Raw genomic sequence first — 25,115 nt, 5'->3', positions numbered from 1 at the left:
GCGCTGTTCAGGCGCTCAGAGTTGAATGGCCTTGAGCTCGACGAACTCGTGCAAGCCCTGCTCACCCCATTCGCGGCCGTTGCCGGACTGCTTGTAGCCGCCGAAAGGCGCACGGTAGTTGAAGGCACCGCCGTTGACGAAGCATTGGCCGGCGCGCATCTGCCGCGCCAGGCGCAGGCCATCTTCGCGATCACCCGCCCAGACGGCGCTGGACAGACCAAACGGCGAGTCGTTGGCGATAGCGATGGCTTCTGCTTCATCGACATAGGGAATCAGGCACAGCACCGGGCCGAAGATTTCCTCGCGGGCGATGCGCATCTGGTTATTCACCCCGGCGAAGATCGTCGGCTGCACATAGTGCCCGCGCTCCAGATGCGCCGGGCGTTCGGCGCCGCCGCAGACCAGCTGCGCGCCCTCTTCCTGGCCGACGCGAAGGTAGTCGAGCACGGTGCGGCGCTGGCCGCCCGAGCACATCGGGCCGAGGAAGCTGTCGGCGTCCAGCGGGTCGCCCATCTTCAGCGCAAGGGTTTCGGCGCGGGCGATTTCCACGGCTTCGGCATAGCGATGAGCCGGCAGCAGCATGCGCGTGAGTGCGGTGCAGGTCTGCCCGGAGTTGATCATCACGTCCTGCACACCATGGCGCACGGCGGCGGCGAGGTCGGCATCGGCGGTGATCAGGAACGGCGACTTGCCGCCCAGCTCCAGGCACACGCGCTTGACCGTCGGCGCCGCGGCTTCGGAGACCTTGACGCCCGCGCCGGTGGAGCCGGTGAACGAGACCATGTCCACGTCCGGATGCCGTGCCAGCGCTTCGCCGACCTTGGAGCCGGGGCCGCTGACCAGGTTGAACACGCCGGCTGGCAGGCCGATGGCGTGGACCATGTCGGCCAGCAGGAAGGCGTGCAGCGGGGTGTCCTGACTCGGCTTGACCACCACGGTGCAGCCGGCGGCAAGCGCCGGGGCGAGCTTGCCGATCAGCTGGTGCAGCGGGTAGTTCCAGGGGTTGATGAAGGCGCAGACGCCCACCGCTTCCTTGACGATCAGCGAGTTGCCGACCTCGCGCACTTCGTCCATGTGCGCGGCCATCGCGGCATAGCTTTCCAGACCCTCGATCGGCCCGTCGACCTGTACCATGCGGCACCACTGCACCGGCATGCCCAGCTCGGCGGTGATCAGCGCGGCCATTTCGTCGGCGCGGTTCTTCAGTTGTTCGGCAAGGGCGCGGATGTAGCCGGCGCGCACGTGGGACGGCGTTTGCGACCAGGCCGGGAAGGCACGGCGGGCGGCGTCCACCGCGCGGTTCACGTCGCCTTCGCCGCCCAGCGGCACGCGACCGACGCAGTCCTCGGTGGCGGGGTTCTGCACCTCGGCCACGCCCTGCCCTTGCGGCGCCACCCAGGCGCCATCGATGTAAAGCTGAGAACGATCACGCATAACGTTTCTCCTGGAGCAGTTCGGCGGCGCACAGGGCGATGCGGCGGCAGGCTTCGCGCAGCGGTTCGGCACCGAGCACCAGGCCCAGGCGGATGTGCCCGGCGGCGCTGGGGCCGAAGGCTTCGCCGGCCAGCACGGAGACTCCGTGGCGGTCCAGCAGCACATCAGCGAAGTCCTGGGCGGAGAGCCCGGTGGCGCGGATATCCACCATCACGAACATGCCGCCGTCCGGGCGCAGGGCGCGCACGCCGACGCAATCGGCCAGGCAGTCGAGCACCAGGTCGCGGCGCTGGCGGTAGGCCTCGCGCATGGCTTGCAGTTCCGGCAGCCTGGCTTCCAGCGCGGTGCAGGCAGCGTCCTGGATGAAGTCCGGCGAGCCGTAGAGCATGCACAGGGCGAGGTTTTCCAGGTGCGCGCAGAGCTCGCGCGGGCCGACCACCCAGCCCACGCGCCAGCCGGTCATGGCGTGGGATTTCGACAGGCTGTTGAGGGTCGCGGTGCGCTCGGCCATGCCCGGGAGGCTGGCGGGGCTGATGTGTTCGCCGTCGAACAGCAGCTCGCTGTAGACCTCGTCGGAGATCATCCACAGGTCATTGCTCACGCACAGCTCGGCGAGCTTTTCCCAGGTGGCGCGCGGCAGGCTGGCGCCGGAGGGGTTGTGCGGGCTGTTGATGGCCAGGGCGCGGGTGCGCGGGGTGATCAGCGCGGCGACGTCCTCGGCCTGCACGCGGAAGCCGTGCTCGGAACGCACCGACACCGGGATGACCTTGGCGCCGCAGGCACCGAATACCGCTTCGTAGGTGACGTACATCGGCTCGGCGACGATCACCTCGTCGCCCGGATTGAGCACGCACTGCGCCACGGCATACAGCGCGCACTGGGCGCCAGCCAGCACCACCACGTCATCGGCGGTGACGGCCTGGCCGCTGCGCTGGCTGTGACGGCGAGCAATGGCCTCGCGCAGCGAACGCTTGCCGCGCACATCGGCGTAGTGGGTGTTGCCGGCCAGCAGGCTGTCGATGGCCGACTGCACGATGGGCACGGGAGTATCGAAATCGGGGTCGCCCACCGACAGCAGCAGGATGTCGTCGCCCTGCTCCATGCGCGCCAGGGCGCGGTAGTGGATGTCCCAGGCGGCGGCGCCGTCGCCGGCGATGCGTTGGGTGAAGTTCGAGTAGCGCATGGTGTTCATCCTTCAAGGTGCCAGGGCCCAGGGGCCCCGGCGGGTGCAACAGGTGCTACTGGGCGCAGGCGTGTTTCAGCTCGATCAGGGTCACGCCCGGATGGGCGAAGCCGCTGCGCAGGTCGCGCTCCAGTTCGTCCAGGCTCTTCGGCTGACGCATCTCGCAGCCGTAGGCACGGCCGAGCAGGGCGAAATCCGGGTTGCGCGGCAGGACGCCGATGGGCTCGATGTCCAGGCCGATCATGTCGTCGCGGATCTGCCCCAGCGCATCGTTGTTCCACAGCAGCACCACCAGCGGGCTGTCCAGCTCTTCGGTGGCGGTGGCCAGTTCCTGGGCGGTGTAGAGGAAGCCGCCGTCGCCCACCAGCACCAGGCCGGGGCGCTCCGGCGCGCCGAACTTGGCGCCGATGCCGGCCGGCACGCCATAGCCCAAGGTGCCGTAGCCGGTGGGGTGCAGCCAGCCGCGCGGTGCCTTGCTCGGGTAGAGGTAGTTGGCGGTGTAGGCCAGCTGGGTCATGTCGCTGGCGATGAAGGCGTTGTCCGGCAGGACCTTGGCGATGCGCTGCAGGATCGACTGGTGGATGCGTTGCAGCGGCGCGTGGCCAGCTTCGATCTGCGCACGCAGCTCGGCGATGCGCGACTGCGCTTTCGCCGCGTCACGGGTCGCGCTGGGCAGTGCGGCGAGCAGGGCTTCGGCGGTCGCTTTCGAATCGCCCAGCAGCGCCACGGCGCTCGGGTAGAAGTCGTTGAACTTGCGCGAGTCGACATCGACGCGGATCACTTCGCCGCTGACCGGCAGGCGGTCGCGCCAGAAGTCGGTGTCGGCCATCTCGGTGCCGATGGCGAGGACCACGTCGGCCTCGGCGATCATGTCCCAGCCGGCCTGGGTGCACAGGGTGGCGCCGGCGGAGAGCGGCGCTTCCGGCGCCAGCAGGCCCTTGCCGGCGACACTGGTGAACAGCGGCGCGGCCAGGCGCTCGCTCAGCGCAGCCAGGGCATCGGCGGCATGCAGCGCGCCGCCGCCGGCGATGATCATCGGGCGCTGGGCGGCCTGGAGTTTATCCACAGCCTGCTGGAGCGCATCGGCGCTGGGCTGGCCGCGGCCGGCGCGGCGCACCACTTCGTGGGTCCAGTCGCGGGCGACGGGGTTGGCGAGCACGTCCAGCGGCACCGAGATGTGCACCGGGCGCGGGCGCTCGCTGTCGAACACGGCAAAGGCGCGGGCGATCAGTTCGGGCAAATCCTCTGGGCTCAAGGCAACAGCCGAGAACGCGGTGATCGGCGCGGTCATAGCACGCTGGTCCTGGGTCTCGTGCAGGCAACCCCAGCCCTTGCCCAGGCTGGCGGTGTGGTTGACGCTGGAGATCACCAGCATCGGGATCGAGTCGGCGTAGGCCTGGCCGATGGCGGTGGCGGCGTTGGTCACCCCCGGCCCGGTGATGATGAAGGCCACGCCCGGCTTGCCGCTGACCCGCGCGTAGCCGTCGGCCATGAAGCCGGCGCCCTGCTCGTGGCGCGTCAGCACATGGCGGATGCCGCTGCCGGGCAGGCCGCGGTACAGCTCCAGGGTGTGCACACCGGGAATGCCGAACACGGTGTCGACGCCATAGTTGGCCAGCAGGCGTACCAGGGCCTGGCCGCCGGTGAGTTTCTTGTCGTTCTGCATGTTCACTCCTCGAAGCGTTCTTCGTAGAAACACGCCTGCCGCGAACGCTCCTCGGTGGATTCGTTCGCGGGCAGCCCGTGCCTACAGGCAGGTCATTCAACGGTGCGGATCAGCGCATCCACCGCCACGGCGCCGTCGGCGTCCGCCAGCAGCGGGTTCACGTCCAGTTCCAGCAGGGTGTCCACGTGCTCGCAGGCGTAGTCGGCGACGGCGCGGATGGCTTCCACCAGCGCCTCCAGGTTCACCGCCGCACGGCCACGGAAGCCGGTGAGCAGCGGCGCGCTGCGCAGGCTCAGCAGAGCATCACGGATCGCCGCGTCGGTTGTCGGCAGCAGCAGGCTGCGGCTGTCCTTGAGCAGCTCGACGAGGATGCCGCCGGCGCCCAGCACCAGCGCCAGGCCGAAGCCGTTCTCGCGCTTGATGCCGACGATCAGCTCGGCCAGCGGCGGATTGGCCATGCGCTCCAGCAGCACCTGGTCAAAGGGCACGCCGGGCGCGTGGCGGGCGATGTTCTCGCGCATGTCGAACAACGCCGCTTCCAGCGCCGCCTCGTTGCGCAGGTTGAGCGCCACACCACCGGCTTCGGTCTTGTGCGGCAGTTGCGCGCTGACCACTTTCAGTGCCAGCGGGAAACCGACATCGGCGGCCGCTTCGCGGGCTTGTGTGGGGGTGCTCAGCGCAGCGCGCGGCAATGGCAGACCGAAGGGTTTCAACGCCTGCTTGGACTGCCACTCGTCCAGCAGACGACCTTCGCCTTCCAGCGTCTGCGGGCAGAGCGGCACCAGGGCGGCTTCGCCACGGGCCAGCAGGGTTTCGCGACGCTGACGGTAATGGGCGATGCGGCCCCAGGCGGCGAGTCCGTCTTCCACGCCTTGCAGCGCGGCGACGCCGTGGGAGTGCAGCAGTTCTCGGGCATGCCTGGGCAGCAGCTCCGGCAACGCGGAGGCAATGAAGCCCACCTTGCCGTGACGCTCCAGCGCGGCGCAGTACAGCTCCAGCAGCAGGTCGCACTGCGGACGCTCACCGGTCTCTTCGCCGGGATAGTCGAGCACCAGCAGGGCGGCGTCGGCTTCCGTGCGCAGGGCGCTGTCGAGCATCTTCTCCAGCGCCGGGCCATCGCCCCAGATGGCGGTGGTGAAGTCCAGCGGGTTGGCGATATTGGCGTAGTCCGGCAGCACCTGGGCCAGTTCGGCGCGCTGGGCATCGAGCAGCTTGGGCAGGCTCAGGCCATTGCGTTCGGCGTAGTCGGCGATCAGCCCGGCGTCGCCCCCGGAGCAGGCAAGCGCGGCTAGGCTGGGGCCGGCCGGCAGGTTGCCGCAGGCGGCCGCCTTCAGGGTTTCGATGAAGCTCACGGGACCGCTGACGCGAATGACGCCGAGGCGGTCGAACAGCGCGTCGTACAACGCATCGGAGCCGGCCAGGGAGCTGGTGTGGCTGAGCGCGAGCTCGGCACCGATCTCGGAAACGCCGGTCTTCAGCGCAATCACCGGAATGCCTTTGCTCAACGCCTTGAAGGCGGCGCGGGCGAAGCCGGGGACGTTCTTCAGGCCTTCCAGGTGCAGGCCGATGGCGGTGACGCGCGGCTCGTCGAGCAGCACGTCCATCAGTTCGGCCACGCCCAGCTGCGCCTGGTTGCCCACCGAGGCCATGTAGGCGATGGGCAGCGAGCGGTCGCTCATGGACAGGTTGTAGGCGAAGTTGCCGCTCTGGGTCAGCACCGCCACGCCCTTCTCGACCATGTGCCCGCCGTGGGCCACCGGCCACAGCGCGGAGCCGTGCAGGTAGTCGAGCAGGCCATAGCAGTTGGGGCCGAGCAGGGCCATGTCGCCGGCGGATTCGAGCAGGCGACGCTGCAGCGCTTCGCCTTCGGCGCCGGTCTCGGCGAAGCCGGAGGCGTAGCAGATGGCGCCGCCGGCATCCTTGGCGGCCAGCTCGGCGACGGCCTGCAGGGTGAGGTCGCGGTTGGTGGCGACGAACACTGCATCGGGGCCTTCGGGCAGTTCGGCGACGCTGCGCACGCAGGGCACGCCTTCGAGTTCGTCGTATTGCGGGTTGACCAGCCACATCGCACCGGGAAAGCCGCCTTCGGCGCAGCGCTTGAGCGCGCGCGCCATGCTGCGGCCACCGATGAAGGCGACGTGACGGGGGGCCAGCAGGCGCTGGAGGTTTTCGCGTTTCATGACACGGGCCTCAGCGCAGCAGCGGACGCAGCAGTTCGCGGGAAATGATGTGGCGCTGGATTTCCGAGGTGCCTTCCCAGATGCGCTCGATGCGCGCATTGCGCCAGATGCGTTCCACCGGGCCTTCGTCCATCAGGCCCATGCCGCCGAAGATCTGCACGGTCTCGTCGGCGACCTTGCCCAGCACTTCGCTGGCGAACAGCTTGGCCATGCCGGCTTCGCCGTCGGTCATGGTCCCGCGGTCCATCTTCCAGGCGGTGTGCAGGGTCATCAGTTCGGCGGCGCGAATCTGCGTGGCCATGTCGGCAAGCTTGAAGGAGATGCCCTGGTAGCTGCCGATGGCCGCACCGAATTGCTTGCGGTCTGCGGACCATTGCAGCGCCAGGTCCAGCGCGCGCTGGGCCTGGCCGACGCAGTTGGCGGCAACCATCACACGGCCAGCGGTGAGCCAGGCGTTGGCCACTTCCCAGCCCTTGTCGACTTCGCCGAGGACCTGGGAGGCCGGCACGCAGCAGTCGTCGAAGAAGATTTCGTAGGTGTGGTAGCCCTTGTTGCTCACGCATTTCGGGCCGCGGCGCACGGTCATGCCGGCAGTGCCCTTGTCCACCAGGAAGGCGGTCACGGCGTTGCGCTTCTTGCCGTTGCGCTCGAAGGTGTCGGTCACCGCGAAAACAATGGCGAAGTCGGCGTGGCCGGCGTGGCTGATGAAGTGCTTGGAGCCGTTGATCACGAAGTCCTCGCCGTCACGCACGGCGCGGGTCTTGATCGAGTTGGCGTCGGAACCGGCGCCCGGCTCGGTGAGGGCGAAGCAGTCGATCTTCTCGCCCTGCACCACTGGCAGCAGGTAGTTCTGGATCTGCTCGCCCTTGCAGGCCATGAGGATCTTCGAGGGCCGCGCAACGAACACGTGCAGCGCCCAGGAGACCTTGGACAGCTCGCGCTCGACCAGCGCCTGGGACAGGTAATCCAGGCCGCCGCCGCCCGCTTCCTCGGGCATGTTGAAGGCATAGAAGCCGGCCGCCAGGGCTTTGCCACGAATCTTCGCGGCCAGCTCCGGGGACACTGCGTCGGCGCGGTCCACTTCTTCTTCGTACGGCAGCAGTTCTTTCTCGACGAAAGCCTTGACCGCCTCGACGAGCATTTCCTGTTCCTGGGTCAGTTGGAAATCCATCACATCACCTGCAGCCGTCAGCGGCCTTTGAATTGGGGGGAGCGTTTTTCGGCCACGGCGCGCAGCGCCTCGGCGGCGTCTTCGCTGCGACCGCAGAGCAAGCCGGCGGCCTGTTCGGCTTCCAGCTGCTGGGCCAGGGTGCGGCTGGCGCCTTCACGGATCAGGCGCTTGGTGTGGCCGAAGGCGTAGGTCGGACCAGCGGCCAGGCGTGCGGCGAATTCGCCGACCTGAGCCTGCAATTGATCGTCAGCGACCACTTCGCCCACCAGGCCGGCGTTCAGCGCGCGCTCGGCGTTCCACAGTTCATCGAGGAACAGCAGGCGCTTGGCCGCTTCGCTGCCGATCAGGCGCGGCAGGTGCCAGCTGGCGCCTGCGTCCGGGCAGTAGGCCATGCCGGTGTAGCCGGCCTTGAAGCGGGCGGAGGCGCCGGCGATGCGGAAATCGCAGCACAGGGTCAGGTCCATCCCGGCGCCGACGGCGGTGCCGTTGACGGCGGCGATGGTCGGCTTGTCCAGGCTGTGCAGGCGGCGCATCAGGGCGTGGGCGGTTTCGGTCCAGCCGTAGGTTTCCAGCTCGCCACGGGCTTCGGCCTCGGCCCATTCGGCAAGGTCGGCGCCGGCGCAGAAGCTGCGGCCTTCACCGCTGAGCACGATGACGCGCGCGGCCTCGTCGACTTCATAAGCGTCGAGCAGGGCCAGCAGGTTCTTGAGCGTGGGGACGTCGAGCGCGTTGCGCTGCTCGGGGCGGTTCAGGGTGATCCAGGCGATACCGTCCTGGACCCGGCTGAGCGGGGATGGCTGAGTCATGCTGCCCTCGTTCTTGTAGTCGTTGGCTGAGGCGGATGAAGCGTTGGAGGCAATACTAAACAAGTGTTCAGCAAGCTCGCAATCCACCCGAATGGGGGGCTTGTAACGTGCCGTCGAACGGCGGGAAGGCCGCGCGACGCGGGGGCTGAGGGGTTTCCACAGGGTTTTCTCCGAGAGCTTGTTACAACTTCGAACAAACGGCCCTGCGGGCCTTCGCGGACAGAGTCCGCTCCTGCGCCTCCGGGAGCGGTGGAATCCTTGTAGGAGCGAGCTTGCTCGCGAACAGATTTTCCGGCGGTTCCGGCGTTGGGCGGGTTCGCGAGCAAGCTCGCTCCTACAAAGAGCCAAAGAAAAAGCCCCGCGAGGCGGGGCTTTTCCGATGCAGGAAGACTCAACCGATACTCGGCAGCGCCTCCTCGCTCAACACCTGGCCACGCTTGCGCCTGAGCAGGTAGTAGGCGAGATAGCACGCGCCCATGAAGCCGAAGCCCCAGTACAGCGACGGGCGCTGGGTCGGGTCCAGGGCGAGGAACACGAACAGCGAGCAGCAGATCGCGATGCACGCCAGCGGGATCAGCGGGAACAGCGGCGCTGCGTATTTCAGGTCGGCCACGGTGCCGCCCTTGGCCATGTGCTCGCGGCGGAAGCGGTACTGGGCGTAGGCGATGACGATCCAGGTGACGGTGCCGGCCATTCCGCTCACCGCCATCAGCACCATGAACAGGGTGTCGGCGGCGACCACGCTGGTGAGCAGCGACAGCAGGGCGAAGCCGAGGCTGATCAGCAACGCGTAGAGCGGCACGCCACGGGCACTGAGCTTGGACAGCTTGCGCGGCGCCATGCCGGTCTTGGACATGGCCCAGAGGATGCGGGTCGACGCGTAGAGGCCGGAGTTACCCACCGAGAGGATCGCGGTGAGAATCACGAAGTTCATCAGGTCGGCGGCGTAGGGAATGCCGACCCTGTCGAACACCTGCACGAAGGGGCTTTCCATCAGCCCAGCCTGCTTCCACGGCACGATGCAGGACAGCACGGCAATCGCCAGCACGTAGAAGATCAGCACGCGGAACACCACGTTGCGCACGGCGCGCGGGATGCTCTTTTCCGGCTGGTCGGTCTCGCCGGCGGCGACGCCCATGATCTCGCAGCCCTGGAAGGCGTAGACCACCGTCATCATCACCGCGAACACGGCGGACAGGCCGTTGGGGAACAGGCCGTCGCCGACCAGGTTGGACAGCCCCGGCGCGGCCTCGCCGCTGTTCAGCGGAATGGCGCCGAAGATCACCAGCAGGCCGACCACGATGAAGCCGAGAATGGCGGCGACCTTGATTCCGGAGAACCAGTATTCCGCCTCGCCGAAGGCACGGGTGGCCAGAGCGTTGAGGGAGAACAGCACGACCACGAAGAAGCCCGACCACAGCCAGATCGGCACGTCGGGGAACCAGCGGGTCATCAGCATGCCGGCGGCGGTGAATTCCAGGCCGACGGTGGAGGCCCAGCTCATCCAGTAGACCCAGCCGATCATGAACCCGGTGGCCGGGCCGATGAAGCGCGTGGCGTGGGCCTGGAAGGAGCCGGAGACGGGCATCTGCACCGACAGCTCGCCCAGGCAGACCATCACCAGGTACATCAGCAGGCCCGCAACCAGGTAAGCGAGGATGGCGCCCATCGGGCCGCCCGAGCTGATGGTGACGCCCGAGCCCATGAACAGGCCGGTACCGATCACGCCGCCGAGGGACAGCATGAAGATGTGGCGGCTCTTGAGCGCGCGGGTGAGCTGGATCTTCTCGCCGCTACGGGCGTGATGGGACTCAGACATGGCGCACCTCCGGGAAACGGCGGGCGCGACGGAGCGGAACTCTACGTTGGATCATTATTGTTATCTCCAATCAATCAGAGGCCGTGGCTCGGGCACGGATGCCACCGGATTATTGGAAGGCGATGTAAGACCCCGTTGTTCCTACGGATCGAAGTTGTAGAAAGATGTAAGGATTTTGTGCGGGGCGCGTGGGGCTGGGCTTTCAGCGGGTTTCTTTTGTAAGAGCGCTCCCTGGCTGGCAAGACGCTGGGGCGATCCCCTCACCCTGGCCCTCTCCCAAAGGGAGAGGGGACTGTCCTGGGCAAGCTGCAAAATTGGTGCTCGCCGGCGAATGCCGAACGCGCCAACTACGCCGAACGGCCCCCTCTCCACCTGGGAGAGGGCTGGGGTGAGGGCCGTCCGCCCGCGCCGAAACTACGCCCGGATGCTCTTAAAAAGCTCAGAAGCAACCACCCTCTCCCGCTCCAGCCGCTCCAGCCAATCACCGAGCAAAGCCCCCGCCAACGCCGCCTCCTCCAGCTCACCCAGGCAATCCCCCAACCCGCGCAACCCCATGGACCGGCAGCTCCCGGCCAGCCGATGCGCAAGGCTCGCGGCTTCGACGGCGTCATCCTGGCGCAGCGCATCCAGCAGCAGCGGCCATTGCTCATCGAGCAGCTTCCACAGGCTGGCGAGCAGCTCGTTCAGTTTGTGCTCGCCCAGCAAACGACGATGGGTCTCTAGGACCTGCCGATCCAGCGGGCCGTTATCCACAGCCTCCGGCAACAGCTCCCAGGTCACGCCGGACAGCGCACGGCGCAGGTCGTCCAGGCGCAGCGGCTTGCCCAGCACACCCTGCATGCCAGCCTCGAAATAGCGCCGGACCATGCCCGGCTGCACGCTGGCGGTGAAGGCGTGGATCGGTGTGGTCGCGTTGAGTCCGCTGGACTGCGTGCGGATCGCCCGGCACAGGTCGAGGCCGTTCATCCCCGGCAGGTGCATGTCCAGCAGGATCAGATCGAAGCGCCGTGCAGCGGTAAGCGCCAGCGCCGGCGCCGCGTCCTCGGCGAGTTGCACGCGGTGACCGTCGCGCTCCAGCAGGGCCTGGGCGACCTCGCGGTTGAGGGCGACGTCCTCCACCACCAGCACGTCCAGCGCTGGCGCCTGTTCGTCGGCCACGCTGGAGCGCGGGACCACGCCCGGCGCCAGGACGATGTCGAACCAGAAGGTGCTGCCCTCGCCTTCCAGGCTTTCCACGCCAATCTCGCCGCCCATGGCTTCCACCAGCCGCTTGCTGATCGCCAGCCCCAGCCCGGTGCCACCGTAGCGCCGCGCTACCTCGTCGCTGGCCTGGGTGAAGCGCTGGAAGATCTTTTCCTGCTGCTCGGCGGAGATGCCGATACCGTCGTCGGTCACCGTGAAGCGCAGCCGCTGGCCGGCGTCGCCGGTCTCCAGCACAGCGACCTCCAGCAGCACCTCACCCTCCTCGGTGAACTTCAGCGCATTGGCCAGCAGGTTACTCAGCACCTGGCGCAGGAACTGCTCGGCGCCCCGGCAACCGTCCTGTACCTGGGGTTCGATACGCAGGCGCAGGCAAGTGCCGTTGTCGTCGGCGCATGGCTCCAGCAGGGTCACCACGTCGTCCAGCAGGCGCCGCAGGGAGAAGTCCACCGGCTCCGGCTGGCTGGCGCCGTCCTCCAGCTTGGCGAAGTGCAGCACCTCGTTGAGGATCGCCAGCAGTCCTTCGCCTGCTGTGGATAACGCTTGAAGCCGGCGCCGGTCCTGCTCCCCCAGGGGCGCGGCGCGCAGCAGTTCGGCCATGCCGAGGATGCCGTTGAGCGGTGTGCGGATCTCGTGGCTCATGGTGGCAAGGAAGCGGCTCTTGGCGCGGTTGGCGGCCTCGGCCTCCTCCTTGGCGCGGCGCAGGCTGGCGGTGCGCCGCTCGACCCGCCGCTGCAATTCGTCACGCTTGCTCTGCAGCGCTTCGCGGTCAGCCTCGCGGCGCCGCAACTCGGCACGCAGGGCCCGGCGCAAACCGTCGAGGGCATCGGCGACGGTGTCGATCTCGTCTTCTTCGCCTGAGCGTTTTTTAGCCAGCGCCAGCTCGGTGCCCAGGTTGCCGCCAGTGAGCCCGCGGACGAATTCGGCCATGGCGCGCAGGTGGCGGGTAACCAGGCTGTGGAACAGCCAGCTCAGTGCCACCGCCAGGCCGCAGAGGAACACGCCCATCCACAACAGGCTGGTCAGCCCGCCGTGGAGCAGGCGCAGGTAGACAGCGCCCAGGTCGATGCTGACTTCCAGCTCGCCCAGGTCGCGGCGCTCGCCGTCCGGCGGCTGGAAGGCCAGGGCGTAGCGCTCGGTACGGAACGGCCCACGTGTGTCGTCGGCGTCCTGCACCAGGTTGAAGTCGGCGCTGCGCAGGCGCACCTGGGCGATGTCGGGGAAGTCGGCCAGGCCGTGCAACTGCACGTTGAGCTGCTCCTGGTTGAGGTCCCACAGGCTGCGCTCGAAGCTGGCGAGGTAGCCGACGCGGATCAGCTCCAGGCGCGCATCGATGTCGCGCATCTCGCGGCGGTACTCGAAGTACAGCTGCACGGCGCTGGCCAGCACGGTGAAGCACAGGCTGAACAGCAGCACCCGCAGCAGCAGGCGCCGGGCCAGGCCGCCGGGCAGCTTCAACGCGGCACCCCGTCGCCGGCGAGCATGGCGCGGTAACCGCGCTCGCTCTCGTCCAGCCAGCGGGCGATGCTGCCGTCGTCCACGCGCCGCTTCAGCGCGGCGTCGATCTCGTCCATCCGCGCGGCCAGCGGCGAATGGCGCGAGACGGCGATGCGCAGGTAATCCACGGTGAGCGGCCGGGGCAGCGCGGCGATGTCCTGCCCGCCGGCCAGTTGCTCGGCGAACAGGGTGCCGGTGCGCCGCTCATGGGCGATGAAATCGATGCGCTGGCGGATCAGCTTGCCGAAGTTCTGGCGGCTGTCGGAGACCCATTCGACGTTGCCGTGCTCGGCGACGAAACGGTCGAACTCAGGTCCGTAGCTCTCGCCGAAGAGCAGCCCGCCGCGGTAATTCGCCAGATCGCTCAACTGGTCGAAACGCACCGGCTTGCGGCGGTTGTAGAAGATCGCCACTTCCTCGCGCAGCACCGGCACGCGGGAGAACAGCAGGCCGTCGTCGCGCTGCGGGGTCTGGTAGGCGAGCACCACGTCGACGCGGCCTTCGGCGGCGTCCAGCAGGCAGCGCTTCCAGTTGCCCAGCACCACGGTCTTCACCTCGTAGCCCAGTTCGCCAAGCACGCTGCGCACGGTTTGCGGCGCCAGGCCGCGCACTTCGTGGCCGTCGCTCCAGGAGATGGGCGGATAGACGGGGTAGTCGCAATAGCGGACGGGTTGGGCGGCGCCAGCAACACCGTCCGCAGTCGGCAGAGATAGCGCCAGGCACAGCAGGAACAGCCAGCGCATGTCTCAGGCGTCGGCAGGCGTGGCGGTGAACAGGTAGCCGGCGCCGTGGATGGTGATGATCAGCTCCGGCTCGGCCGGGTCGTCGCGCAGCTTGCGGCGCAGGCGGCCGACCAGCACGTCGATGGAGCGGTCGTTGGGCAGCCATTCGCGGTTGCGGATCTGGTCCATCAACTGGTCGCGGCTGAGGGTATGGCCAGTGTTGCGCAGGAACACGCCGAGCAGCTGGAACTCGCCGTGGGTCAGCGGGGTTTCGCTGCCATCGCGGTCGATCAGGCGGCGGCGGTCCGGGTCCAGGGTCCACTGGGCGAAGCGCTTGTGGTGCTGACGACTGACTGGCGTGCAGGCGGCAGCGGGCTGGCGCGCGTGGCGCACGCGGCGGATCAGGTTCTTGGCGCGGGAGACCAGCTCGCGGGGGTTGAGCGGCTTGATCACGTAGTCATCGGCGCCGCACTCCAGGCCGACGATGCGGTCGATGTCGTCGTTGCGGCCGGTGATCAGGATGATGCCGACCTCCGAGCGCACGCGCAGCTCGCGGGTCAGGGTCAGGCCGTCCTTGCCGGGCAAACGGATGTCGAGCATCACCAGGTCGATGGGCTGCCCGCCCTGTTCGGCTTCGGCCAGGCTCGCCTCGGCCTGTTCGGCGGTGCCGGCACAGAGCACGTCATAGCCCTCCTCGCCCAGGTAGGCCTGGAGGAGCTCGCGAACCACCGGATCGTCGTCGACGATCAGTACACGGGAAGTCATCGCAATACCCTGCTGACGCCACCGCTCGTGGCGGGGCAATTCTTGTTATACGTGGAGGTAGAGCTGTAGGAGCTGTCCTGCAGATGGCCGCAGGTTACCGCTCGCTGAACAATCGATCAACAGGCCGCCGGCGACCGGCTGAAACGCTGCCGGCCGCCATGCTGGAGGCCGTCTACCCAGGCCTCGCAGATCTGCACGCCCTGTTCCGGGGTGAAGGTATTGGGGTTCAGCCCGGATTCCAGCCACAAGCCATCGAGCAAGGCGCTGAGGGCAATGGCGGCGAGGTCGGCGTCGAAATCGGACCATGCCTGTTCCTGCGCCAGATCCTTCAGCGCCTGCGCCAGCAAGGTGCGGTACTCACCGTAGGAATGGTCATGCGCCTGGTTGATGGCTTCGGCGGTCTTCACCGCGCCCCAGAACGCGAGCCAGGCATCCAGCAGTTGCGGGTCGAGCAGTTCGGCACAGAACGACGCCCGGAAGAACGCCGACAGCCGAGCGCGTGCATCCGGCGCCGCCTCGGCGATGGCTTCGCGCAGCAACTGCATCACGCGCCCGGTGACGGTCAGGTAGGCCTCGGCCACCAGTTCGTCCTTGCCCGAATAGTGGTGGTTGATCAGCCCCACCGAGACGCCGGCTTCGGCGCAGATCTTGCGAATGGAAGCCCCCTGGAAGCCATGGCGCTTCAGGCACGCGAGGGTCGCCTCGATCAGCAGCGCCTTGCGCTGCTCCGGCTCCAGTCGGGTAAAGCGGACTTCCTCGTTCATGCCTGGCTCCTAAAGTGTCAGGTGGCCAATCTGAACGATTGTTCGATTAGGCGCCAGTACCTACCCGTTCGGGGAATGGTCCGGGTTGTGCCCCTGGTCGAGAGTGGCTTCATCCGCGATATCTCCAATCCATAACAAAATCAAAGGTGGGACTGACATGCAGAAAACGCTCGCAGCAGTACTCAGCGCGGCGCTGGCGACCTTGCCGGCACTGGGTCACGGGGAGGATGCCGCCGGCGCGAAGACGCTGCGGCTGTACAACTGGACCGACTACATCGGCGAGCACACCGTCGCCGACTTCGAGAAGGAAACCGGGATCAAGGTGGTCTACGACACCTTCGATTCCTACGAGACCGTGCAGGGCAAGTTGCTGCCCGGCCGCTCGGGCTACGACCTGGTGGTGCTCAACGCCGCCCTGGTGCCGCCGCTGCTGAAAGCGGGCGTGTTCCAGCCGCTGGACAAGTCCAAGCTGCCCAGCTGGAACAACCTCGACCCCGACGTGCTCAAGCACCTGGACCACTACGATCCGGGCGTGAAGTACTCGGCGCCCTACACCTGGGGCAGCAACGGCATCACCTACAACATCGACAAGATCAAGCAGCGCATGCCCGATGCGCCCATCGGCTCGCTGGCGATGCTGTTCGATCCGAAGATCGTGTCGAAATTCGCCGATTGCGGGGTGACCATCATCGATTCCCCCACCGACGTGATCCCGCTGGCCCTGGCCTACCTCAAGCGCGACCCCAACAGCGCGCTGCCCGAGGATCTGAAGGCCGCCCAGGACCTGCTGCAATCGATCCGCCCGTATATCCGCAAGTTCGACTCCACCAGCTACCTCAACGGCCTGGCCAACGGCGACCAGTGCATGGCGATGACCTGGTCCGGCGACTACGCCACCGCCCAGGCCCGCGCCGACGAAGCCGGCGCCAAGGTCAAGCTGGGCTACTTCGTGCCCAAGGAAGGCTCGCTGATCTGGTTCGACGACTTCTACATCCCGGCCGACGCGCCCCACGTGGAAAACGCCCACAAGTTCATCGAGTACATGCTGCAGCCCAAGGTCGCTGCCGGTGTCGCCGACTACATCCGCTACGCCTCCAGCAACGCCGCCGCTACCCCGCTGCTGGCCGCCGAAGTGCGCAACGACCCGGCGATCTACCCCGACGCCGAGACCCGCGCCCGCCTGTTCACCCAGAAAGTGCAGACCCCCAAGGCCACCCGCCTGATCACCCGTACCTGGAACGCGGTGAAGACCGGGACCTGATAGCGCAAGACCACAGCCCCCTCTCCCCAGCCCTCTCCCTGAAGGGAGAGGGGGCAGCCCGCAGCCACGTTCAAGGAAGTCGTCTTCCTGTGATGTCGCTGACTGCGTGCCCGCAATGACCGTCGTAGTCACCGAGTACTCCGAACGGTCCCCTCTCCCTTCAGGGGGAGGGTCAGGGAGAGGGCAAGGACTCGCACGACGAACCGTAATTTCGAGGTACAGACAATGACCACCACCACCCCAGCCTTCTTCGCCCAGTTCAACGACGAGCAGCTGGTCGCCGCCGACAAAGCCCACTACATGCACGGCTACCACGTGTTCGACGATCACCGGGTCAACGGTGCGCTGAACATCGCCGCCGGCGAGGGCGCGTACATCTACGACACCAAGGGCAATCGCTACCTGGATGCCGTAGGCGGCATGTGGTGCACCAACATCGGCCTGGGCCGCGCGGAAATGGCCGACGCCATCGCCGAGCAGGTGCGCCAGCTGGCCTACTCCAACCCGTTCTGCGACATGGCCAACGTCACCGCCATCCAGCTCTGCGAAAAACTCGCGCAGCTCGCCCCTGGCGACCTGGACCACGTGTTCCTCACCACCGGCGGCTCCACCGCCGTGGACACCGCCTACCGGCTGATCCAGTACTACCAGAACTGCCGCGGCAAGCATGACAAGAAGCACATCATCAGCCGCGTCAACGCTTACCACGGCTCGACCTTCCTCACCATGTCGCTGGGCGGCAAGGTCGCCGACCACCCCGCCGAGTTCGACTTCCTCAAGGACGTCATCCACCACATTTCCTGCCCCAACCCCTACCGCGCGCCGGAAGGGATGACCGAAGGGGACTTCCTCGAATTCCTGGTGAAGGAATTCGAAGACAAGATCCTGGAACTGGGTGAAGACAAGGTCGCCGCCTTCTTCGCCGAGCCGATCATGGGCTCGGGCGGCGTGATCATCCCGCCCAAGGGCTACCACCAGCGCATGTGGCAGGTATGCCAGAAGTACGACGTGCTCTACGTCGCTGACGAAGTGGTGACCTCCTTCGGCCGCCTGGGCGCCTTCTTCGCCTCCGAGGACGTGTTCGGCATGCAGCCGGATATCATCACCACCGCCAAGGGCCTGACCTCCGGCTACCTGCCGCTGGGCGCGTGCATCTTCTCCGAGCGCATCTGGAAGGTGATCGGCGAGGCCGACAAGGGCCGCTGCTTCGCCCACGGCTTCACCTACAGCGGGCACCCGGTGAGCTGCGTCTCGGCGCTGAAGAACATCGAGATCATCGAGCGTGAAAATCTGCTGGAGCACGTGAAGGACGTCGGCGGCTACCTGGAGCAGCGTCTGCAGGAACTGGCCGACCTGCCGCTGGTGGGCAGCGTGCGTTGCCAGAAGCTGATGGCCTGCGTCGAGTTCGTCGCCGACAAGCGCAGCAAGGTGCTCTTCCCCGAGGAGCTGAACATCGGCGAGAAGATCCACCTGCGCGCCCAGGCCAAGGGCCTGCTGGTGCGGCCCATCGTGCATCTGAACGTGATGTCGCCGCCGCTGACCATCACCCGCGCGCAGGTCGACGAGATCGTCGACACCCTGCGCGAATCGATCCTGGAGGCCGCCGCTGACCTCCAGCGCAGCGGTGATTACGCGGGGCACTGATGATCGATCCGAGGATTTTGCCTACACCCCGGCAGCCCTTTATGCTGGCGGGCATGAGCGAATCTCAGGCACTGAGCGAAACGTCCGATGCACTGGCCCTGCATGCCTGGCATGCGGGGCTGGCGCGCGTCATGGCCAGTGTCGGCGAGGTCGTCTTCGTCGAACGCCTGGCCGACGCCCTGGGCTGCCTGGTACCACTGGAGTCGGTGATGCTCGGCCTGGAACAGCGTGGCCAGCCGCCGCAACCGCTATACCAGCGCGGCATCGACCCGGAGCACCACGAGGCGCTGATCGATCGCTACTACGCCCGCGGCTACCTGCTCGACCCCTTCTGCCTGGCCATGGAAGACGGCCTCACCGAAGGCTTCTACCCACTGGCCGATATCGCCCCGGACGATTTCTTCGCCAGCGAGTACTACAAGACCTACTACCTCAAGTTCGGCTGCACCGAGGACTGCCACTTCATCATCGACCTGGGCGAGTCGCGCAAGGTCTCGCTGTGCCTGTACCAGGGCAGGAGTGGCGCGCGCTTCAGCGAAACCCAGCTGGACCTGCTGGCTACCGTCCTGCCGCTGGTGCGCGAACTGATCCGCCAGTTCGAGCGCAACGGCGGGCTGGACCTGCTGCTGGCCGGGCGCGGTGTGAGTGTCAGCGACCCGGACGAGCAGGCGCCGCTGAACCGGCATATCCGCGCCGCCTTCATGAACTTCGGCGCCGACCGGCTGACCGAGCGCGAACGGGAAATCGCCCACCTGCTACTGCGCGGCCACTCGGTGAAATCCAGCGCGCGGGTGCTGGATATCTCACCGGAAACCGTGCGCATGCACCGCAAGCACCTCTACACCAAGCTGGAGATCAACTCCCAGGCGGAACTGTTCTCGCTGTTCATCGACTGGCTGACCGGCGGCGCCACCGCGGCCTGACGCCACTTCGGCGCTGGCCCAAACCTGTAGGAGCGAGGGGGGAGCCTAGCCCTTGCTCGCGAACGCCTAGGCCGCACCCACCCGGTTGGCGAGCAAGCTCGCTCCTACAAAAAAGCGCTTCTCGCATTACCCGCCGATGCGGCATCCCGCCCGGAAATCTGCCAACCTATGGCCTTTCCCGCTGTCTGACCCGTGCCCCACCACCAGGAGAGCTTCCCGATGCCCCGCCGCTGGCTTCCCGCCTTGCTGTTGGCCGCCGCCCTGCCGCTGCACGCCGCCGAATCCAAACCCACCTATGGCCCGGAACTGGAGCGTTTCAACTACGCCTACCCGGTCGGCCATTACAGCTTCGCGTCCCAGGGCCACCACATGCACATGGCCTATATCGACGTGAAGCCGAAGAAACAGCCCAACGGCCGCACCGTGGTGCTGCTGCACGGCAAGAATTTCTGCGCCGGTACCTGGGAAACCACCATCGCCGCGCTGAGCGACGCCGGCTACCGCGTGGTGGCGCCGGACCAGATCGGCTTCTGCAAATCCACCAAGCCCGAGCGCTACCAGTACAGCTTCCAGCAGCTGGCGACCAACACCCACGCGCTGCTGGACCACCTGAAAATCGGCAAGATCACCCTGCTGGGCCACTCCACCGGCGGCATGCTCGCCGCCCGCTACGCGCTGATGTACCCGCAGCAGGTGGAGCAGCTGGCCATGGTCAACCCCATCGGCCTGGAAGACTGGAAAGCCCTGGGCGTGCCCTACCGCACGCCGGACCAGTGGTACGAGCGCGAGCTGAAGACCAGCGCCGACAGCATCCGCCAGTACGAGCAGGCGACCTACTACGCCGGCCAGTGGAAGCCGGAGTACGACAAGTGGGTGAACATGCTCGCCGGCCTGTTCAACGGCGCCGGCCACGAGCGCGTGGCATGGAACTCGGCGCTGCTCTACGACATGATCTTCACCCAGCCGGTGGTCTACGAATTCGGCCAGCTGAAGATGCCGACCCTGCTGCTGATCGGCACCAAGGACAACACCGCCATCGGCAAGGACATCGCTCCGGCCGAGCTCAAGCCGAAGCTGGGCAACTACGCCGAACTGGGCAAGGCGACCGCCAAGGCGATCCCCAACGCCACCCTGGTGGAGTTCGACGACATGGGCCACGCGCCGCAGATCCAGGACCCGAAGCGCTTCCACGAGGCGCTGCTCAAGGGGTTGGCTGATCTGAAGCACTGATGCTCCTTCCGTGGTCTGTGCCGGCGTGGGGCTATCGCGAACAGAGTCCGCTCCCACGTTCCCCTGAAGCTCCGGTACGGGGAGAGCCCCTCCCCCCAACCCTCTCCCAAAGGGAGAGGGAGCCGTTCGGTGTACTGGATCGGTAACGAAGATAGCCGGAAAGCTCCAAGCTTCCCGAGCGCAGAGGACAGTCCCCTCTCCCCCTGGGAGAGGGTTAGGGTGAGGGCCTGCCGAGGCACCGGGCACAAGTTGTAGGAGCGAGCTTGCTCGCGAACCGCCCAGCGCCAGCGCCGCCGGGTAATCCGTTCGCGAGCAAGGACTGGGCGTCCCCCTCGCTCCTACAGGCGAATACCGTCGACAGCGCCAACAAAAACGCCGGCTCCCCTCGCAGGGAGCCGGCGTTTTCATTCAGCCGAAAGAATCAGCCCAGGTTCTTGCCCAGCAACGCGTGGTACAGCTCGCTATCGCCGAGCACGCCGACCACGCGGCTCTGCTCCTGCAGTACCAGCTTGTGGCCGGTCTGGTAGCGAATCTGCAGCGCGTCGCGCATGCGGATGTTGACGTCCACCAGGGTCGGCTCGTGCTTGAGCTTCTCCACCGGGTCGCCCGGGCGCCATTGCTGCAGGTCGATGATGTTGCTGCCCTGGCGCGCGGTCTTGATCTGGTTTGTCTCGGTCAGGCCCAGCCAGCAGTCGCGGCCCTGGTCGAAGCACACCTCGTCGGCCTGGCGGCGGCACTGGTCCAGGCCACGCATCAGGCTCGAACCACAGAGCACATTGAGCGGATTGGTGTGGGCGACGAAGGTACGCACGTAGTCGTCCGCGGGGCTGAGCACGATTTCCTCGGGCTTGCCGTGCTGGATGATGCGGCCGTCCTTCATGATCGCGATGCGCGTACCGATCTTCAGCGCCTCGTCCAGGTCATGGCTGACGAAGACGATGGTCTTGTGCAACTGCCGTTGCAGCACCAGCAGTTCGTCCTGCAATTGCTGGCGGATCAGCGGGTCCAGCGCGGAGAAGGGTTCGTCCATCAGCAGGATGTCGCCATCCATGGCCAGCGCACGGGCCAGGCCGACGCGCTGCTGCATGCCGCCGGAGAGCGAGTCCGGGCGCTTGTCGCGCCACTGCGACAGGCCGACCAGCTCCAGCTTCTCGTCGATCACCTTCTTCCGCTCGCTGGCCGGGCGGCCCTGCATCTCCAGGCCGAAGCCGATGTTCTCGGCCACGGTCAGCCAGGGCATCAGCGCGAACTTCTGGAACACCATGGCGATGCGCTTGGTGCGCATGGTCTTGAGCGTCGCCGGCGAGCAGTTGGCGATATCCACCTGCTGGCCCTCGTGCTCGATCAGCAGCTTGCCGCGGCTGACCCGGTTGAGGCCGTTGATGCAGCGCAGCAGGCTGGACTTGCCCGAGCCCGAGAGCCCCATCATCACGCAGATCTCGCCGCGATTGACGTCCAGGCAGGCATCCTCCACGCCCAGTACCTGGCCGGTGCGCTTGAGGATTTCCTCGCGGCCCAGGCCCTGGTCCAGCAGCTTGAGCGCTTCCTTGGTGTGGGTGCCGAAAATCACATCCACATGTTCGAATCGAATCGCCGACATAGTGCTTACCTCCCCCGCAGCGAACGTTGCTTGCACACCCGGTCGAGCAGGATGGCGAGCAGGACGATGGCCAGACCGGCCTCGAAGCCGAGGGAAATGTCCGCGGTGTTGAGCGCATTGACCACCGGCTTGCCGAGGCCATCAGCACCCACCAGCGCGGCGATAACCACCATCGACAGCGACAACATGATGCATTGGGTGATCCCCGCGCCGATGCTCGGCATGGCGTGCGGCAGCTCGATGCGCGTCAGCAGTTGCCAGCGCGAGCAGCCGAAGGCCTTGCCGGCGTCCATCAGTTCCGCCGGCACGTCCTGGATGCCCAGGCAGGTCAGGCGGATGGGCGCGGCGATGGCGAAGATCACCGTGGAGATCAGGCCCGGAACCACACCCAGGCCGAACAGGGTCAGGGTGGGGATCAGGTAGACGAAGGTGGGTACCGTCTGCATCAGGTCCAGCAGTGGCCTGAGCCCGGTGTAGAACCAGGGCTTGTGCGCCGCCAGGATGCCCAGCGGCACCCCGATGGCGATACACACCACCGTGGCGAAGATCACCTGCGCCAGGGTCTCCATGGTCTCCTGCCAGTATCCCAGGTTGAGGATCAGCAGCAGCGAGGCCAGGGCGAATACCGCAAGGCCCCAGCTGCGCTGGATGTAGAACACCAGGAAGACCATCAGCGCGATCAGCACCAGCGGGTTGAACCAGAGCAGGCTGTTGGTGACGCCGTGGATGAGGAACTCGAGGGTGTCGGAAATCTTGTCGAACACCGACGCGCCATGTTGCGTGAGCCAGTCGACGAAGGCGGCGATATGCTCACCCAGCGGTAGCTTGTGGTCAGTCAGAAACATAATGCGGGCCCATCAGAAGCTTAGGGAATCGGCCAACGGCAATTACTTCGGCTCTTAGTTCGAGAATGCCACCTTGGCTGCCGCCAAGGCTGGTTTGCCGTCACGGGTGGTCACGCCGGCGAGCCAGGCGTCGAGCAGTTCCGGATGGTCCTTCAACCAGGCTTTGGCCGCCTCTTCGGGCTTCTTGCCCCCGTTGAGGACGGCGTCCATGAGTTTGTTCTCCATGTCCAGGGTAAAGGTCAGGTTGGTCAGCAGCTTGCCGACATTCGGACACTCCTGGGCGTAGCCCTTGCGCACGTTGGTGTAGATGGTCGCGCCGCCGTAGTTGGGGCCGAACACGTCATCGCCACCTTCGAGGTACTTCATCTTGAAGCGGGTGTTCATCGGGTGCGGTTCCCAGCCCAGGAACACGATCCACTGGTTGCGGCGGTCGGCGCGTCCGACCTGCGAAAGCATGCCGGCCTCGCTGGACTCCACCAGCTTGAACTTGCCCAGGCCGAACTGGTTCTTGTCGAGCATGCCCTGAACCAGGCGGTTGCCGTCGTTGCCCGGCTCGATGCCGTAGATCTTGTTGTCGAGCTTGTCGGCGAACTTGGCGATGTCGGCGAAGGACTTCAGGCCGCCGTCATAGGCCGCCTGGGTGACAGCCAGGGTGTACTTGGCGCCCTCGAGGTTGGCCTTCACCGTCTCCACCGACCCGTTGTCGGCGTAGGGCTTGATGTCGTTGGCCATGCTCGGCATCCAGTTGCCGAGGAAGACGTCCAGGTCCTTGTTCGCCAGCGACTTGTAGGTCACCGGGACGGAAAGCATGGTCACCTTGGTCTTGTAGCCAAGGGACTCCAGCACCTGTCGGGTAGTGGCGGTGGTCACGGTGATGTCGGTCCAGCCGACGTCGGAGAAACGTACCGTGCCGCACGAGTCAGGTTCAGCGGCCTGAACCGCCAGCGGCGCGCAAATGGACACAGCCAGCAGCAAAGACTTGAAACCATTCATGAGCGTACTCCTCTGCGGGGTGGGCGCCGGCGCTGCCCACGGTGGGGCGCGGCGGTCTGAATTATGGTTGGGGCCTGGGGCGGGCCCTTTTGTTGTCATTTCGTAAACGATCATGGAGCAGGAAAATTTCGTCGCATACCGGGTGGGTCGCATCCAGTGCAGGCGAAGTCGTATTCAGCACCAGCCATGTCGCATCCAGTGGAAAGGCCCGGTTCCAGCGACTTCCAGAAGCTCGGATCAATCCATGGCGGCGGTTTTCTGGCCCCCCGGCGCCGCGCCCGATGAGCCGGGAGCGACACCCTGCAACCAGCCATCGAGCACCTGCGGATTGGCTTTCAACCAACTCTTGGCGGCCTGGCGGGGATTGCGTCGCTCGTTGAGCACCGCATCCATCAACTGGTTCTCCATCGCCAGATCGAACTTCAGGTTCTTCAGCAGCCGCGCGACATTGGGGCACTCCTGAAGATAGCCTGCTCTGACGTTGGTGAAGACCGTTGCGCCGCCAAAGTTGGGACCGAAGTAGGAATCCCCTCCCTCCAGATAGTTCATTTGGATGCGGGTATTCATCGGGTGCGGCTCCCAGCCCAGGAACACGATGGGCTGTTTCAAGGCCCCGGCTCGCTTGACGTAGGCCAGCATGTCGGCCTCGCTGGATTCCACCAGCTTGAAGTCGCCCAGGCCGAAGGCCTTTTCCTTGATCATCTTCTGGATCAGCTGGTTGCCATCGTTGCCCGGCTCGATACCGTAGATGCGCCCACCCAGCTGCTCCCTGAATTTTGCGATATCGGCAAAAGTCTTCAGCCCGGCCTCGTACGCGTAGCGCGGCACCGCCAGGGTGTACTTGGCGCCTTCGAGGTTGGCGCCGACGGTTTCCACCTGGCCCTTGTCGGCGAAGGGCTTGATGTCGTTCGCCATGCTCGGCATCCAGTTGCCGAGGAACACGTCGATCTTCTTCTCCGCCATCGCCTTGTAGGTGTCCGGCACGGACAGCCGCACCACCTGGGTACGGTAACCCTGGTGGCTGAGCACCAGTCGCGTCACCGCGGTGGTCACGGTGATATCGGTCCAGCCCACGTCGGCGAAACGCACCACGGAGCAGGATTCGGGTTCGGCGGCGCGCACAGCGCCCGGTAGTACCACGGATAACGCCAACAGCGACGACACAAGACTCTTCATGAGGCCAGCCTCTGACTGCGGAGAAGGGGGGTGGACACGGGCGAACGCGGCCGTTCGTCGGTGGCGGATCATGGAACAGCGCGACCGCCCACGCCTATCGACCGGTCGTGGTTCGCGGCGATCGCGTCGTAAAGAGGCAAGCTTTCGTCGGCCCCGGAACAGGCGGCCCCATGCCCTGCTCCGGCAAGGTGTACCGGCGGCGTTATTGGATACGGCCGCGTCGTCGATGGACGTCG

Annotated in this window: 19 protein-coding genes; 4 read left to right on the top strand and 15 right to left on the bottom strand. The window is 66.4% G+C overall.

The annotated features are described in order from the left end of the window. Nucleotides 1-15: 15 nt before the first annotated feature. The 11 genes from GJV37_RS21075 to GJV37_RS21025 all read right to left on the bottom strand — a co-directional run bounded on the left by GJV37_RS21075 (nucleotide 16) and on the right by GJV37_RS21025 (nucleotide 15,207). Nucleotides 16-1,434: an aldehyde dehydrogenase family protein gene (locus GJV37_RS21075; protein ID WP_024766825.1), complete on the bottom strand. Its 1,419-nt coding sequence runs from the start codon at nucleotides 1,432-1,434 to the stop codon at nucleotides 16-18. Then, a complete protein-coding gene (locus tag GJV37_RS21070; RefSeq protein WP_170858204.1) occupies nucleotides 1,427-2,617 on the bottom strand; it encodes a pyridoxal phosphate-dependent aminotransferase in 1,191 nt (396 codons plus the stop codon). The genes GJV37_RS21075 and GJV37_RS21070 overlap by 8 nt, the downstream gene beginning before the upstream one ends. A 55-nt stretch (nucleotides 2,618-2,672) precedes the next feature. Next, nucleotides 2,673-4,283: a 5-guanidino-2-oxopentanoate decarboxylase gene (locus tag GJV37_RS21065; protein ID WP_170858203.1), complete on the bottom strand. Its 1,611-nt coding sequence runs from the start codon at nucleotides 4,281-4,283 to the stop codon at nucleotides 2,673-2,675. A gap of 92 nt (nucleotides 4,284-4,375) precedes the next feature. Further along, nucleotides 4,376-6,463: an acetate--CoA ligase family protein gene (locus tag GJV37_RS21060; RefSeq protein WP_193452923.1), complete on the bottom strand. Its 2,088-nt coding sequence runs from the start codon at nucleotides 6,461-6,463 to the stop codon at nucleotides 4,376-4,378. 10 nt (nucleotides 6,464-6,473) lie between these two features. After that, nucleotides 6,474-7,634 (bottom strand): acyl-CoA dehydrogenase family protein, encoded by a 1,161-nt coding sequence (locus GJV37_RS21055; protein ID WP_193452922.1) that lies wholly within the window; start codon nucleotides 7,632-7,634, stop codon nucleotides 6,474-6,476. Nucleotides 7,635-7,651: 17 nt separating this feature from the next. Continuing rightward, nucleotides 7,652-8,440 carry an enoyl-CoA hydratase/isomerase family protein gene (locus GJV37_RS21050; RefSeq protein WP_170858200.1) on the bottom strand — a complete coding sequence of 263 codons (789 nt, stop codon included), beginning with the start codon at nucleotides 8,438-8,440 and terminating at the stop codon, nucleotides 7,652-7,654. Nucleotides 8,441-8,831: 391 nt separating this feature from the next. Then, a complete protein-coding gene (locus GJV37_RS21045) occupies nucleotides 8,832-10,259 on the bottom strand; it encodes an amino acid permease (protein WP_193452921.1) in 1,428 nt (475 codons plus the stop codon). 414 nt (nucleotides 10,260-10,673) lie between these two features. Next, on the bottom strand, nucleotides 10,674-12,917 hold the full coding sequence (locus GJV37_RS21040) for an ATP-binding protein (protein ID WP_170858198.1): 2,244 nt from the start codon (nucleotides 12,915-12,917) through the stop codon (nucleotides 10,674-10,676). Beyond that, a complete protein-coding gene (locus GJV37_RS21035) occupies nucleotides 12,914-13,699 on the bottom strand; it encodes a substrate-binding periplasmic protein (protein ID WP_084359829.1) in 786 nt (261 codons plus the stop codon). The genes GJV37_RS21040 and GJV37_RS21035 overlap by 4 nt, the downstream gene beginning before the upstream one ends. Nucleotides 13,700-13,702: 3 nt before the next feature. Next, nucleotides 13,703-14,449, bottom strand: coding sequence for a response regulator (locus GJV37_RS21030; protein WP_128082582.1), 747 nt, complete (start codon nucleotides 14,447-14,449; stop codon nucleotides 13,703-13,705). A gap of 110 nt (nucleotides 14,450-14,559) precedes the next feature. Further along, entirely contained in the window at nucleotides 14,560-15,207 is a 648-nt protein-coding gene (locus GJV37_RS21025; RefSeq protein ID WP_037013083.1) for a TetR family transcriptional regulator C-terminal domain-containing protein, read from the bottom strand. Nucleotides 15,208-15,364: 157 nt separating this feature from the next. Between GJV37_RS21025 and GJV37_RS21020 the strand changes: the two genes are divergently transcribed. The 4 genes from GJV37_RS21020 to GJV37_RS21005 all read left to right on the top strand — a co-directional run bounded on the left by GJV37_RS21020 (nucleotide 15,365) and on the right by GJV37_RS21005 (nucleotide 20,265). Then, complete coding sequence (locus tag GJV37_RS21020) at nucleotides 15,365-16,468, top strand: polyamine ABC transporter substrate-binding protein (RefSeq protein WP_024766703.1); 1,104 nt, start codon at nucleotides 15,365-15,367, stop codon at nucleotides 16,466-16,468. Nucleotides 16,469-16,693: 225 nt separating this feature from the next. Next, entirely contained in the window at nucleotides 16,694-18,112 is a 1,419-nt protein-coding gene (locus GJV37_RS21015) for an aminotransferase (RefSeq protein WP_193452920.1), read from the top strand. Nucleotides 18,113-18,165: 53 nt separating this feature from the next. Further along, nucleotides 18,166-19,035: a helix-turn-helix transcriptional regulator gene (locus GJV37_RS21010; RefSeq protein WP_024766701.1), complete on the top strand. Its 870-nt coding sequence runs from the start codon at nucleotides 18,166-18,168 to the stop codon at nucleotides 19,033-19,035. A gap of 219 nt (nucleotides 19,036-19,254) precedes the next feature. Continuing rightward, nucleotides 19,255-20,265 carry an alpha/beta fold hydrolase gene (locus tag GJV37_RS21005; RefSeq protein WP_193452919.1) on the top strand — a complete coding sequence of 337 codons (1,011 nt, stop codon included), beginning with the start codon at nucleotides 19,255-19,257 and terminating at the stop codon, nucleotides 20,263-20,265. Nucleotides 20,266-20,686: 421 nt separating this feature from the next. Here the strand turns inward: GJV37_RS21005 and choV are convergent, their stop codons facing one another. From choV to GJV37_RS20985, 4 genes are all read right to left on the bottom strand, one after another. Next, on the bottom strand, nucleotides 20,687-21,865 hold the full coding sequence (gene choV, locus GJV37_RS21000; RefSeq protein ID WP_024766699.1) for a choline ABC transporter ATP-binding protein: 1,179 nt from the start codon (nucleotides 21,863-21,865) through the stop codon (nucleotides 20,687-20,689). A gap of 5 nt (nucleotides 21,866-21,870) precedes the next feature. Further along, complete coding sequence (gene choW, locus GJV37_RS20995) at nucleotides 21,871-22,710, bottom strand: choline ABC transporter permease subunit (protein ID WP_193452918.1); 840 nt, start codon at nucleotides 22,708-22,710, stop codon at nucleotides 21,871-21,873. Nucleotides 22,711-22,764: 54 nt separating this feature from the next. Continuing rightward, complete coding sequence (locus GJV37_RS20990) at nucleotides 22,765-23,703, bottom strand: choline ABC transporter substrate-binding protein (RefSeq protein ID WP_037010356.1); 939 nt, start codon at nucleotides 23,701-23,703, stop codon at nucleotides 22,765-22,767. A 237-nt stretch (nucleotides 23,704-23,940) separates the two neighbouring features. Next, nucleotides 23,941-24,879, bottom strand: coding sequence for a choline ABC transporter substrate-binding protein (locus GJV37_RS20985; protein WP_024766697.1), 939 nt, complete (start codon nucleotides 24,877-24,879; stop codon nucleotides 23,941-23,943). Nucleotides 24,880-25,115: the final 236 nt, after the last annotated feature.

The sequence above is a fragment of the Pseudomonas nitroreducens genome, from assembly GCF_010994165.1.
GTDB classification, from domain to species: domain Bacteria; phylum Pseudomonadota; class Gammaproteobacteria; order Pseudomonadales; family Pseudomonadaceae; genus Pseudomonas; species Pseudomonas nitroreducens.
The sequence above is the reverse complement of the archived record's forward strand: the minus strand, read 5'-3'. Positions and strand labels throughout refer to the sequence as shown.

What these genes read in the sequence shown, in the direction of transcription:
- GJV37_RS21035 (WP_084359829.1), bottom strand. Translation starts at nt 13,699, where the DNA reads ATGCGCTGGCTGTTCCTGCTGTGCCTGGCGCTATCTCTGCCGACTGCG.
- GJV37_RS21055 (WP_193452922.1), bottom strand. Translation starts at nt 7,634, where the DNA reads ATGGATTTCCAACTGACCCAGGAACAGGAAATGCTCGTCGAGGCGGTC.
- GJV37_RS21010 (WP_024766701.1), top strand. Translation starts at nt 18,166, where the DNA reads ATGAGCGAATCTCAGGCACTGAGCGAAACGTCCGATGCACTGGCCCTG.
- GJV37_RS21020 (WP_024766703.1), top strand. Translation starts at nt 15,365, where the DNA reads ATGCAGAAAACGCTCGCAGCAGTACTCAGCGCGGCGCTGGCGACCTTG.
- choW (WP_193452918.1), bottom strand. Translation starts at nt 22,710, where the DNA reads ATGTTTCTGACTGACCACAAGCTACCGCTGGGTGAGCATATCGCCGCC.
- GJV37_RS20985 (WP_024766697.1), bottom strand. Translation starts at nt 24,879, where the DNA reads ATGAAGAGTCTTGTGTCGTCGCTGTTGGCGTTATCCGTGGTACTACCG.
- GJV37_RS21015 (WP_193452920.1), top strand. Translation starts at nt 16,694, where the DNA reads ATGACCACCACCACCCCAGCCTTCTTCGCCCAGTTCAACGACGAGCAG.
- GJV37_RS21045 (WP_193452921.1), bottom strand. Translation starts at nt 10,259, where the DNA reads ATGTCTGAGTCCCATCACGCCCGTAGCGGCGAGAAGATCCAGCTCACC.
- GJV37_RS21025 (WP_037013083.1), bottom strand. Translation starts at nt 15,207, where the DNA reads ATGAACGAGGAAGTCCGCTTTACCCGACTGGAGCCGGAGCAGCGCAAG.
- choV (WP_024766699.1), bottom strand. Translation starts at nt 21,865, where the DNA reads ATGTCGGCGATTCGATTCGAACATGTGGATGTGATTTTCGGCACCCAC.
- GJV37_RS21005 (WP_193452919.1), top strand. Translation starts at nt 19,255, where the DNA reads ATGCCCCGCCGCTGGCTTCCCGCCTTGCTGTTGGCCGCCGCCCTGCCG.
- GJV37_RS21060 (WP_193452923.1), bottom strand. Translation starts at nt 6,463, where the DNA reads ATGAAACGCGAAAACCTCCAGCGCCTGCTGGCCCCCCGTCACGTCGCC.
- GJV37_RS21070 (WP_170858204.1), bottom strand. Translation starts at nt 2,617, where the DNA reads ATGCGCTACTCGAACTTCACCCAACGCATCGCCGGCGACGGCGCCGCC.
- GJV37_RS21065 (WP_170858203.1), bottom strand. Translation starts at nt 4,283, where the DNA reads ATGCAGAACGACAAGAAACTCACCGGCGGCCAGGCCCTGGTACGCCTG.
- GJV37_RS21075 (WP_024766825.1), bottom strand. Translation starts at nt 1,434, where the DNA reads ATGCGTGATCGTTCTCAGCTTTACATCGATGGCGCCTGGGTGGCGCCG.
- GJV37_RS20990 (WP_037010356.1), bottom strand. Translation starts at nt 23,703, where the DNA reads ATGAATGGTTTCAAGTCTTTGCTGCTGGCTGTGTCCATTTGCGCGCCG.
- GJV37_RS21050 (WP_170858200.1), bottom strand. Translation starts at nt 8,440, where the DNA reads ATGACTCAGCCATCCCCGCTCAGCCGGGTCCAGGACGGTATCGCCTGG.